Here is an 11,557-nt window from a genome sequence, read left to right on the forward strand (position 1 = left end):
GGAAGAGGAACGGAGCCCAATCATCGTAACGTTCCCTTAGTTCCTAATCTATGAACATGCGCACTACAAGCGTTGCACATGTTCACTACAGGCATGTATCGTTGCGGTTGAGCCAGTCGACAGCTGGGGCTCGAAGGGGGATTCACATGCAGCGGAAGTCACTTGGCCTCGTGGCGCTGCTCGTGGTCCCTGGCCTCTTGTTCGGGCTGGTTTTCTCCATACTCTTGCTCCTTGCCCCGGCCAAGCCCGCCGCTGCCGACTGCGGCCCGACCGTCTCAGTGACTATCAACGGCGACACCAAAGTCGATGGCTATTCCCAGGAGCAGTTGAAGAATGCTGCGGCAATCCTAGGCGCCGGCAAGGCGCTGAATCTGCCCGTAAAGGGCCAGATGATCAGCATCATGGTTGCCCTGGGGGAGTCGGAGCTGCGTGTCTTGGACTACGGCGATGATGCCGGCCCCGATTCCCGGGGGCTGTTCCAGCAGCGCGGCAACGGCGCGTGGGGCTCGTACTCGGACCGGATGGACCCGACCATCAGCGCCACGAACTTCATCAAGGCCCTGCAGAAGGTGGACGGCTGGGAGCTGCTGGAGCCGACCATCGCCGGCAACAAGGTCCAGCGCAACGCCGACCCGTACCACTACCAGAAGTACTGGCCCGAGGCCGTCAAGCTCGTCCAGGCACTTTCGAACGGGAAGTTCTCGCTGGAAGGCACTGGCTGCATCATCCCGGGGAAGTCCGGCGCCGGGGATGACTACCCGTGGAAAGACTCGCCGACCTGGATGCAGGTCGGAGTCAACGACGTCAGCACTTCACCGCTTAACTTCTACTACCGGGAGTGCGTGGACTTCGCCCTCTGGCGGGTGAACCAGCAGATGGGATCCACCAGCGCCCCGTTCAAGTTCCTCAACGGCACCTTCCGCCCGGACGGGCAGCGTCTCGGTTCAGCCCTTACCTGGAAAGCCGGCTGGGACGCCAAGGGCTGGGCCACCGGCAACACGCCCCGAGTCGGTGCAGTCGTATGGTACGCGCCCGGTGCCGGGGGAGCGGACCCGACCTATGGACACGTCGCCGTGGTCAAGGAAGTCAAAGACAACGGGACCTACGTCGAAGAGGGCTACAACGGCAACCCGCCACCGGATGACCACAACTACTACACCCGGACTGTCAGCAACACCGTCCCCTCAGCCTTCCTGTACCTGCCCACCCAAGAGGAGAAAAAGTGAAAAAGCCCCTTGCCCTCATCGCAGTAGCCCTGCTCTGCGCCGCGTGCGCACCGGCAGCGAACACCACGCCGGCACCGACTGAACCCAGGACCGCAACGCCTTCCGCGCCGGTTTCGCTGAGCGCCAGCAGCGGTCCACAGGCTCCCGGAGGCACGGTCCCGGTCAAGATCGGTATCACCTGGGACGAGGCCAGCAAGGACGCGGCCGTGGACGTCGCCCAAAAGGCAATGGCGAACTTTGCCCGCCCTGGTGTGGAAGAAAAGCAGTGGGCCAACGATCTTGCCCGTTGGCTGACGCCACAGGCCACTGCTGATTACTCGGCTGTGGCTCCGGCCAACATCCCCGCAGATCGCGTTACCGGCCCCGCCGCGCTGAGCGTCGATGAAGCCAACGGCTACGGGGTCATGGCGGCGGTTCCGACCAACGCCGGGACCTATACGGTGCAGCTGCTCCGGACGGGCAAGGAAGCCCCGTGGAAGGTCAACCGCTTCACCCCTCCCTCGTCCTAAGCGCCGCAACTACCCAACTCACACACGTAAGGAAGAAGCCAATGAGCACCACATCAAGCGAGGTCCTGGCCTTTCCAAACATCAGGGCCATCGTCCGTGACAACGGAACCGCTGAGGTCGTCGTCGCAGGTAACTCCCGCATCGTCCCTGCTGGGGAGTCCCTGCAGGATCTTCGCAACAACGCCCTGGCCCTCGTCGTGGGCGAGGCACAGACGCTGAACCGTCCCGTCAGGGCCCAGATCGAGGATCCCGAAGGGCACGGTGAACTGATCGTGCACCCGGACAACAGGATCGAATCCGTCTCCTACGAGGTACGCCCCGCCCGACGCCGGGCAGAAGCATCGGAACCCGCGCCTGAGACGGTAGCCCCAGCCGTCATTGAAACCGTCCCGGCCCCTGCACCCGAGCCTGTTGCGGTGCCGGCAGAACCTGCGGTTGCCGCCGTCGCCGCGGTGGACCGCCGGCCGTGGCCGCCGAACCCCGTCACCTTAGACACGACGCCAGCCCCGGCAGTTGCCACGGAGGAAGCCCCTCCGACCCGGCGCAGCTTGAAGGAAACCTCTTTCCTGGTCGGCGCCCCGGTCCTGGAACCGGCCACGCAGGGCTGGCGTGGTGCGCTCACGCGCCTTGGCTTCCGGATGGACCCGTCAGCCGAAGAACTCTCCGCGCGGGAGGATATCCGCACCGTTAGCCAGCACTGGCCCGGCCCGCGGACCATTGCCGTGGTCAACCGCAAGGGCGGGGCGAACAAGACCCCCACGGTGGTGATGCTCTCGGCGATCCTTGCCCGCTACAGCGGGGCCGCAACGGTGGCCTGGGACAACAACGAGTCCCAAGGCACGCTGGGGTGGCGCACGGAAAAGGGCGCCCATGACCGCAGCGTCCTGGACCTGATCGATTCCTCGACAGAACTGCTCTCCCCGTCAACGAACGCCGCGGAGATCGCCAAGTTCGTCCACCACCAGACCGCTGACAAGTTCGACGTGCTGCGCTCAGACGAGAACGAAGAAGGCGACCACGAAGTCACCGCCGAGGAAGTCGACATCGCCCACCGGGTCCTCACCCGCTACTACCGGCTGGTCATCATGGACTCCGGCAACACCGCCCGCGCAGCAAACTGGCGGCGAATGATCGACCACACCAACCAGCTCGTCGTGCCTGTAACGGCCATCGAGGACCGCGCCGAAGCCGCCCGGCTGACGCTGCAGACTCTCGAATCCCGTGGCGGCCACGATGCCGAGCTGGCCCGCAACGCTGTTGTCATCGTCTCCGAATCCACTGATGCCAAGCGCGCCATGTCCGGGGATGCCTTGAAGCGGGCCAAAGACGAGGCCCAGCGGATTGCCGATGGTTTTGAGCCGTTCGTCCGGGCCGTCGTCCGGATTCCGTACGATCCAGCGCTGGTCAACGGCCCCATCCGTTATGAAGCTCTCCAACCCGCCACCCAGCGGGCATGGCTGGCGGCCGCGGCCGCCGTCGCCAAAGGCTTCTAGACCCACCCATCATCCGGACTTTCGAAGGGAGGAACCATGCGACAGTCCCTGAACCCTTGGATTACCAGCCCCACCGCCGACACTGCTGAACAGGAAACGCCGGATACGTACCTGCCGCCAACGGCAGTCATCAGTGCACCTCTGAAGGGAATGGTCGAACCCGACGCAGCAGACCGCTTGGCCCACCGCACCATGTCCGGTTCTGCCGCGTTATGGATCATCGGCGCTCATGGGGGAGCGGGCGAGAGCAAAATGGCGGACCTCCTCGGCGCCCGGCCCACCGATCACTGCTGGCCCGTCCTGCAGGACGGAAGCAAGCCACGGGTGCTGCTGGTCTGCCGCGCAGACATGCGCGGCCTGACAGCCGTCAGGAGCGCCCTGACCCAATGGGCATCAGGAGCCGCACCGGAAGTTGACCTGCTCGGCCTGGCCGTCCTTGCTGACGCACCGGGGAAAACTCCCAAAGCCCTCCGGGACTTCACTTCGATCGTCGGCGGGGGAGCGCCCCGGCTTTGGACCCTCCCCTGGGTGGAAGCCTGGCGGCTCGGGGACACCACGGCCCCGTCGTCCCGCGAATACCAACGCTTCATCACCGACATGGCCGCCCTGGCCTTCGACAGCACATCAACCACCCACTGAAAGGTCTCACCATGAACACGCTCTCTGTACTTGCAACCAACGTCATCCCCGACCCCAAACCGACCATCCCTGCCGAAGCCGACGGACTGCTCACAGTCCTGAACTGGGCCTCCGGTATCGGTCTGGTCCTGGGCGTCCTGGGCGTCATCATCGTCGGTATTGGCATGGTGATCCAGCTCCAGCGCGGCGAGGGTGCCCAGGCTATCGGCAAGCTCGGCTGGGTCCTCCTGGGCTGCATCATCATTACCGGCGCTGCAGGCATCGTCCGCGCCTTCGTCTAAGCCAGTACCAACAACGGGAGGTTCACTATGAGCCAGTCAACAGAGAGCACCACCGAAAGCAATCCGTTCACCAGGCCTGGTTTCATCATTGCGGGCGCGCTGGTGGTCGCGCTGATCGCAGCAGCCGTCGTCATCTTCCTGCTCCCCAAAGGGCAGGGAAACGCGCAGCCGGCGCCTGCCCCTGCGGAGCCCAGCGGCTCAGCCGCAGCTAGCCCCAGCGCTTCAGCTGGGGCTAGCACCAGCGTCTGCGGACTTCCTTCATCGTCCGAAACGGCTCTGGGAACGGCGCCGGATACGAATTGGGAGCTTGTTGGCAAGATGGCTACGCCTACCGAGCCGGACACCTTCGGTCCAGGAACCACTGACGAAGACGGATTCCGCTCGTGCTTTTCCCAGTCACCGACAGGAGCCCTCTACGCTGCTGCCAACCTCCTTGCAATGGGCTCGTCAGGGGACCGCGCCATCAATCAGAAGATGACGGATATGCTCTTGTTGCCTGGGCCGGGTAGGGATATCGCCAAAGCAGATTCACAGTCAATGCCGGCAACGGCTGCGCCAAGTTCCACCGTTCAATTTCGCGGCTTTGTGATCAAGAGCTACTCCCGTTCAGCGGCCAACGTTGATATCGCCTTTCAGACTGACACAGGGGTATTGGGACACACCGTCCTTCCTCTGGAGTGGACAGATGGTGATTGGAAGCTGGCAATTGCTGACTCAGGTCGACTGGTCAATGAAATGACCCAAATCGGTGACCTCCGCGGTTTCATCCCTTGGTCGGGAGCCTGACATGGCGGAGAAGTGCTTACCGCTGGATGCCGGATGTGAGCTGAAAAACTGGGCTGCGGGGCTGGCTGATGACGCTATAAGCAACCTGGCTAAAGCCATCATGGAGGGCATGAGTCAGATGGTGACGACTCTGTCTACCTTCTGGGTCTCCATGCCCACGGTGAATCTCATCAGCGACGACAGAACGGGGCCAAGTTCCGTGGTCTCAACAGTCAACAGCGAATTAATGACGTGGACGTTATCGCTGGCGGTCCTCGCCGTCATCATCGGCGGCATTCGCATGATTTGGGAACAGCGAGGCACACCGTTGAAGGATCTTCTACGTTCCCTAATCACACTCACCCTGGTGTCCAGCCTTGGCCTGGGTGTCATCTCGATTCTGGTCATTGCCGCAGATGCTTTCTCGGCCGCCATCATTGAGCGTTCCACGGACGGGAAGGGCTTTGCTCAGTCGATGAGCGTCCTTGTCATGACCGGCCAGACGGGGGTCGGGGTGTTTATCCTCATCGTCCTGGGGCTGATCGGGTTGGTTGCTTCACTGGTCCAGATCGTCCTGATGGTGGTCCGGAGCGGCATGCTGGTGATCTTGGCGGGCATCCTGCCGACCACGGCCGCTTTCACGAACACCGAGATGGGCAGGCAGTGGTTCCAGAAGGCGGTCGGCTGGACTATTGCTTTCGTTCTCTACAAGCCAGCTGCGGCGATCGTGTACTCGGTCGCATTCCTGCTCATGGGCAACGGTGGAGGCGAAAATGTGCTGATTAAGTCCATCACGGGCTTCACGTTGATGATCGTTGCCTTGTTCGCACTTCCAGCGTTGATGCGGTTCGTCACGCCGATGGTCGGTGCCGTTGCCTCGGGCAGCGGAGCCGCAGCCGGGGCTGCCGTTGGTGCTATGGCCACCGGTGCCGTCTCTCTGGGCCGTAGCGGCAGCGGAAGAGGCAATGCAGCGCCAACCCCTGCGACCACAACCAGTACCGCCAGCACCCAGAGCACTCACGCCGGCGCTTCGCCGAAGGGCAGTGACGGAGCGCCTGGTTCTCGGGGCGGGGGAGGACAGCCTACGCCGGGCACTACGGGCCCGGGCGGAGCCGCTGGCGCTGCAACCGCAGGCAGGGCAGGCTCCGCAGGCGCAGCGACTGGGGCAAGCAGCGGGGCAGCAGCAGCTGGCCCGGCTGGCATGGCTCTAGCCGCCGGGGCACAGGTGGCTACCAAGACGTCGCAGGCAATCGAGAAGACCGCGCAGGATTCAACCGGGGAGGGCCCCAGTGGCAGCAATTAACACAGAATACAAGGAGCCGTCCTACGGCAATTGGCGAGTACCGCGCTCCGCCGGCCTGGGCAACCTCGGCGCCATTGGCACCGGGATTGTCATGGCCGGGCTGTTGATGGGCATCACGACCTTCGCTATCTGGGGCCTGTTCCCGGGCCTCGCTGTCCTCGCCCTTGCCGGGGCCAGCGCCCTGTTGCTGACGGTCAAGGACAAGCACGGCCAGTCCGTTGTGGATCGCTTCGGCACCCGTATGAGCTTCCGGCTCTCCAAGTCCACTGGAACGAACCTCTACCGCTCCGGCCCTCTGGGTGTGACGGAGTGGGGCATGTACCAGCTGCCCGGTCTGGCTGCGAAGTCGCGCCTCTACGAGTTCGCCGACTCCTACAAGCGCCCGTTCGCCATGCTGCACGTGCCAGCCACCAGCCACTTCACAGTCATCTTCTCCACCGAACCCGATGGAGCGTCGCTGGTGGACCCTGAGCAGGTCGACGCGTGGGTCGCTAACTGGGGCGGCTGGCTCGCCGGCCTTGCCGACGAAGCCGGACTGGACGCCGCGGCCGTCACCGTCGAGACCGCCCCCGATTCCGGGTACCGGCTGCGGAACGAAGTTGAAATGAACATCGACCCGAACGCACCGGAATTTGCCCAAGCCATTCTGCGCGAGGTTGTTGATACCTACCCGGAGGGATCGGCCACGGTACGTGCCTGGGTGTCCCTGACCTTCAACGCTTCCCTGCGGTCCGGGTCAAAGAAGCGCACGCCTGAAGATGTGGCCCGGGACCTCGCCTCCCGGATCCCGGGCCTGTCAGCCCGCTTGCAGTCCACCGGTGCCGGTATCGCCCGACCGATGTCAGCGCAGGAACTCTGCGAGGTCGTCCGCGTCGCCTACGATCCCCCTGCTGCGCTGATCATTGATGAAGCCCACGCGGCCGGTTCCCCCGTTGCCCTGACTTGGGGTGAGGTCGGCCCCACCGCCACGCAGGCGAACTGGGATGACTACCGCCACGATTCCGCGTTCTCGGTCTCCTGGACCATGACCGGAGCACCGCGCGGGTCCGTGAACTCCTCGGTCCTTTCCCGGCTGCTGGCCCCGCACGGGGACATTGACCGCAAACGGGTATCCCTGCTCTACCGTCCGATGGATTCTGCGAAGGCCGCCACAGTGGTCGAGCGGGACCAGAACAACGCCAACGTCCGCATCACCTCCGGAACCCGGCCCAGCGCCCGTGCCTTGGTCGATGCCCGTTCGGCCGTGCAGACCGCTCAGGAAGAAGCCCGCGGCGCCGGACTGGTGAACTTCGGCATGGTCGTCTCCGCCACAGTGACCGACAGGGAACGGCTGCCTGATGCCGTGGCCGCCATTGAACAGACCTCCGGCACCGCCCGGGTACTGTTGCGCCGCGCGTACGGCGCGCAGGACACCGCGTTCGCGGCGTCACTGCCGCTGGGGCTCGTCTTGCCCAAGCACAGCATGGTGCCCTCGGAAATCAAGGACGCTCTCTAATGGCCCTCAAAGACCTTTTGACGTCAATGACAGTAAAGACAGTAAAGCCATCAAAGGGGGTGCCAAGGGACAAGGCTGAGAAGCAGCTGCGCGAGGCCGGGCCGGGTGCCCGTGGCTGGTCCGGACCTGGCGGCGGCATGGCTCAGCTCGTCCCGTCCGTGAAGGAGTACCGGGGAACCACTGTCCAGGTCTGCGGCCTGTGGCCGTTTTCCTCCGGTGCGTCCTCGCCCATGATCGGCGTCCCGCTCGGCCGTCACGAGGAAACCCAGGCCACGGTCTGCTGCGACCCGATCAGCTGGTTCCAGCGCGCGCGCCTCATCTCCAACCCTTCCGCTTTCATCCTCGGAAAACCCGGGCTGGGCAAGTCCACGCTGGTCCGGCGCATGTTCCTGGGGCTTGCCGCACAAGGCGTCAATCCACTGGTTCTCGGTGACCTGAAAGGCGAGCACGTCAAAGCTGTCGAAGCTCTCGGCGGGCAGGTCATCAAGCTCGGCCGCGGCGTCGGCTACCTAAATATTCTCGATCCGGGTCAGGCTGTCGAGGTCGCCCAGCTCCTCGAGGAACACGGCCACCACGATGCCGCGACCCGGGTCCGGGCCGACGCCCACGGCCGCCGCCTGAACATGGTCGTCTCCCTCATCACTATCAGCCGGAACAATCCGCCGACCGACCAGGAACAAACCATCCTGGACCGCGCCCTGCGGGTCCTCGATGAGCGTTTTGACGGCATCCCGGTTCTGAAGGACCTGCTGGACGTGATCGTCTCCGCCCCGGATGAGCTGCGCCAGGTCGCGCTGGACCGTGGCGACATGAACGTCTACCTGCAGGAGACGCGGGCGCTGGAAGCGACCCTGCTGGGGCTGACCGGGGGAGGGAAGCTGGGAGAAATCTTCTCCCGGCAGACCACCAATCCGATGAAGCGCGACCGGGCCGTGGTCTTCGACGTCTCCAGCATCGACGAGACAGAGACTGATCTGCAGGCCGCCGTGCTGCTCGCGTGCTGGTCCTACGGCTTCGGGAGCGTGAATGTCGCCAACGCTCTCGCCGACGCGGGCCTGGAGCCACGGCGGAACTACTTCGTAGTGCTGGACGAGCTGTGGCGGGCGCTGCGCTCCGGCAAGGGCATGGTTGACCGCGTGGACGCGCTGACCCGTCTGAACCGGTCCGTGGGCGTCGGGCAGATCATGATTTCCCACACTATGTCCGACCTGTTGGCGCTGCCGGCAGAAGAGGACCGGATGAAGGCCCGCGGCTTCGTGGAACGCTCCGGCATGGTCATCTGCGGCGGCCTTCCCGCGTCGGAAATGCCACTGCTGACCTCCGCCATTCCCCTCTCCCGGCAGGAACAGCAAAAGCTCATCTCCTGGCAGGATCCGCCCGCCTGGGACTCCAGGGGGGTCGACGTAGAACCCCCGGGACGGGGAAAGTTCCTCATCAAGGTTGGCGGCCGCCCCGGGATCCCCGTCCAGATCGGGCTGACCTCCATTGAGCAGGGCGGGGGACTGAACGACACCGACACCCGCTGGCACAAGCCCGCGCAAACGCTGATGGACCCGGCAGTACCACAGCTGCCCGCAGAAGGAGGAACGCTGTGAGTGCTCCGAACCGTAAAGGGATGGGCCTCGGCGATGCCATCCTGGTCTGGCTGGCCATCGGCTTCATCGTCGTCTTTTGCGGCGGCACCTACGCGGCCGCCCACCTCGGCTCCTGGATGGCCGGCATCGACGCGCCCCCGGCGCACCCCATCGACCTCATCGCAGGGCTCATCAAAGGTCGAGTGCCCTGGCCAACCCAGTCCACCATTGTTGTATGCGCCATCGCTGGCTTGATCCTGCTCCTGGCCATGGTCGTACTCGTGGCCTGGCGGAAGGGCGCATCCAAGCGCGCCCGGGTCGACAAGGCCGCACGCTACCTGGGCCGCGGCAAGTCCCTCGCCGCGTTCTCCGAAAAGGGAGCACAGGCCAAGGCAGAGCGGCTGGGGGTAAAGGAAACACCGGGGATCGTCGTCGGCAAGGTGGTCTCCACCGGCCAGAAGTTCGTCCAGTCGTGGGAAGACCTCAGCCTCGATATTTGGGGGCCCCGAACGGGTAAGTCGACTTCACGGGTGATGCCCGCGATCCTGGACGCGCCCGGCGCCGTGGTCTCAACGTCGAACAAGCGTGACGTCGTGGACGGTACCCGTGGCGTCCGAGAAGCCACGGCCCCAGTGTGGGTCTTCGACCCGCAAAAGATCGCCCAGGAAGAACCGGACTGGTGGTGGAACCCGCTCTCTTACGTCACCGACGAAGAAAAGGCCTACAAACTCACCCAGCACTTCTCGGTCGGATCACGGGTGCCGGGGTCCAAGCCCGACGCCTACTTCGATCCCAAGGCCGAGGACATTCTCTCTTCGTACTTCCTCGCGGCCGCACTGGGCAATTTGCCGATCACGCAGGTGTACCTCTGGGTGACAGAGCAGGTCAGCCAGGAACCCATCGAAATCCTCCGGGAGCATGACTACGAGCTGCAGTACAAGGGCCTGGAGTCCACGCTGAAGCTGGCTGACAAGCAGCGCGACGGTATCTTCGGCACCGCCGAGAAGATGATCCAGTGCCTGAAGAGTCGGAACACGCTCCGCTGGGTCGCCCCCGCCGGCGGCGCGACGGTCACCGGAGACCAGCGCCGGCAGTTCGACCCGCATTCCTTCGCCGCGTCTCAGGAGACGATTTACATCCTCTCTAAGGAAGGGGCGGGGTCAGCCGCCCCGCTCACCACCGCGCTGACGGTAGCCATCGCTGAGGCGATGGAGGAACGGGCCGAGCGCAGCGGCGGCCGGCTGCCCAAACCGGTCTTGTTCGCCCTGGACGAGCTGGCCAACGTTGTTCGTTGGGCCGGCCTGCCGGATCAGTTCAGCCACTACGGCTCCAAAGGCCTGATCGTCATGGGCATCCTGCAGTCCTGGTCCCAAGGCGTGGAGCTGTGGGGCGAGGCGAACATGCGGAAGATCTGGTCCGCGGCGAACGTCAAGGTCTATGGCGGCGGCGTCGCCGAAGAAGGTTTCCTCCGCGCCCTCTCTGACCTGATCGGGGACTACAGCTACATCAACGTTTCCGTCTCATCAGGGAAGTCTGGATCCAGCCGCTCCCGCCAGGAGAGCAAGGAACGCATCTTCGACGTCTCCAACCTCGCCGAACTGGACCGCGGCCGCGCCGTAATCCTCGCATCTGGCGCGCCGGCCACCTTGGTCCGGACGATGCCCTGGTACACCGGGCCGCACAAGGACGTTGTGGAAGCGTCCATCAAAAAGTACAGCCCGCAGCCGGAGGAAGAACCAGTACCGATAGCAGCGGCGCCGGCCGCAAATCCATGGGTAACCGGGTAGGGGAGTAGGGCATGACTATCGACATTGGCCGATTCAGTGAAGCTCCCAGCTCGGACGTAGCGGACGCTGGCGCTAAGGCCGGGGAACAGCAGAAGCCCCCGGAACTGGTCTACGGCTCTGCCGAAGAGTTCCTGCACGAGCAGCTGCTGCCCACCTACGTGCGCGACGTCGATGGGCGCGCAGCAAAATGGTGCCTCGAATGGTACTTCCACCCGGAAGCTGTCTCCCGTGTAGAAGCGCTGTGGCGGGCCTGGGAACATTTAAGACTCGACGGGGCCACAGGCATAAGCGTGTGGTTCAAAGACCACGCAGACCACCACATGAGCGTGCTTCTCGACCCACGCGGACCGTTCTACAAATGCGACATGCAAAAGCACCGCGACCCCGAACACCTCGAACCAAAGAAAGCACCGGCCGGATGGTTCCCAGACGTGCGGACGCAGCCAGCGTAGAGGAGGCTTCCGAGAAGGGTGAGGGTGAGACAA

Annotated in this window: 11 protein-coding genes; all 11 read left to right on the forward strand. The window is 64.3% G+C overall.

What is annotated here, in order from left to right; all coding sequences use genetic code 11:
* Positions 1-146: 146 nt before the first annotated feature.
* From QFZ23_RS23380 to QFZ23_RS23430, 11 genes are read left to right on the forward strand one after another with little or no spacing between them, the layout of a single operon-like run.
* A complete protein-coding gene (locus tag QFZ23_RS23380) occupies positions 147-1,226 on the forward strand; it encodes a CHAP domain-containing protein (protein WP_306927100.1) in 1,080 nt (359 codons plus the stop codon).
* A complete protein-coding gene (locus QFZ23_RS23385) occupies positions 1,223-1,735 on the forward strand; it encodes a hypothetical protein (RefSeq protein WP_306927102.1) in 513 nt (170 codons plus the stop codon). Before QFZ23_RS23380 ends, QFZ23_RS23385 begins: the two co-directional genes overlap by 4 nt.
* A gap of 41 nt (positions 1,736-1,776) precedes the next feature.
* Positions 1,777-3,228, forward strand: coding sequence for a chromosome partitioning protein ParA (locus tag QFZ23_RS23390; RefSeq protein ID WP_306927104.1), 1,452 nt, complete (start codon positions 1,777-1,779; stop codon positions 3,226-3,228).
* Between the two features lie 36 nt (positions 3,229-3,264).
* Positions 3,265-3,867, forward strand: coding sequence for a DUF6668 family protein (locus QFZ23_RS23395; RefSeq protein ID WP_306927106.1), 603 nt, complete (start codon positions 3,265-3,267; stop codon positions 3,865-3,867).
* Positions 3,868-3,878: 11 nt separating this feature from the next.
* Complete coding sequence (locus tag QFZ23_RS23400) at positions 3,879-4,148, forward strand: hypothetical protein (protein ID WP_306927108.1); 270 nt, start codon at positions 3,879-3,881, stop codon at positions 4,146-4,148.
* A gap of 27 nt (positions 4,149-4,175) precedes the next feature.
* A complete protein-coding gene (locus QFZ23_RS23405) occupies positions 4,176-4,934 on the forward strand; it encodes a hypothetical protein (RefSeq protein ID WP_306927109.1) in 759 nt (252 codons plus the stop codon).
* 1 nt (position 4,935) lies between these two features.
* Positions 4,936-6,216, forward strand: coding sequence for a hypothetical protein (locus QFZ23_RS23410; protein WP_306927110.1), 1,281 nt, complete (start codon positions 4,936-4,938; stop codon positions 6,214-6,216).
* Positions 6,203-7,711 carry an SCO6880 family protein gene (locus tag QFZ23_RS23415; RefSeq protein WP_306927112.1) on the forward strand — a complete coding sequence of 503 codons (1,509 nt, stop codon included), beginning with the start codon at positions 6,203-6,205 and terminating at the stop codon, positions 7,709-7,711. Before QFZ23_RS23410 ends, QFZ23_RS23415 begins: the two co-directional genes overlap by 14 nt.
* Before the next feature lie 26 nt (positions 7,712-7,737).
* On the forward strand, positions 7,738-9,306 hold the full coding sequence (locus tag QFZ23_RS23420) for a helicase HerA domain-containing protein (protein ID WP_373427957.1): 1,569 nt from the start codon (positions 7,738-7,740) through the stop codon (positions 9,304-9,306).
* Positions 9,303-11,072, forward strand: coding sequence for a type IV secretory system conjugative DNA transfer family protein (locus tag QFZ23_RS23425; RefSeq protein ID WP_306927113.1), 1,770 nt, complete (start codon positions 9,303-9,305; stop codon positions 11,070-11,072). The genes QFZ23_RS23420 and QFZ23_RS23425 overlap by 4 nt, the downstream gene beginning before the upstream one ends.
* An 11-nt stretch (positions 11,073-11,083) precedes the next feature.
* Positions 11,084-11,524, forward strand: a complete 441-nt coding sequence (locus tag QFZ23_RS23430) for a DUF4913 domain-containing protein (protein ID WP_306927114.1) — start codon at positions 11,084-11,086, stop codon at positions 11,522-11,524.
* The last annotated feature ends 33 nt before the right edge of the window (positions 11,525-11,557 follow it).

The sequence above is a fragment of the Arthrobacter globiformis genome, assembly GCF_030818015.1.
Lineage (GTDB): Bacteria > Actinomycetota > Actinomycetes > Actinomycetales > Micrococcaceae > Arthrobacter > Arthrobacter globiformis_C.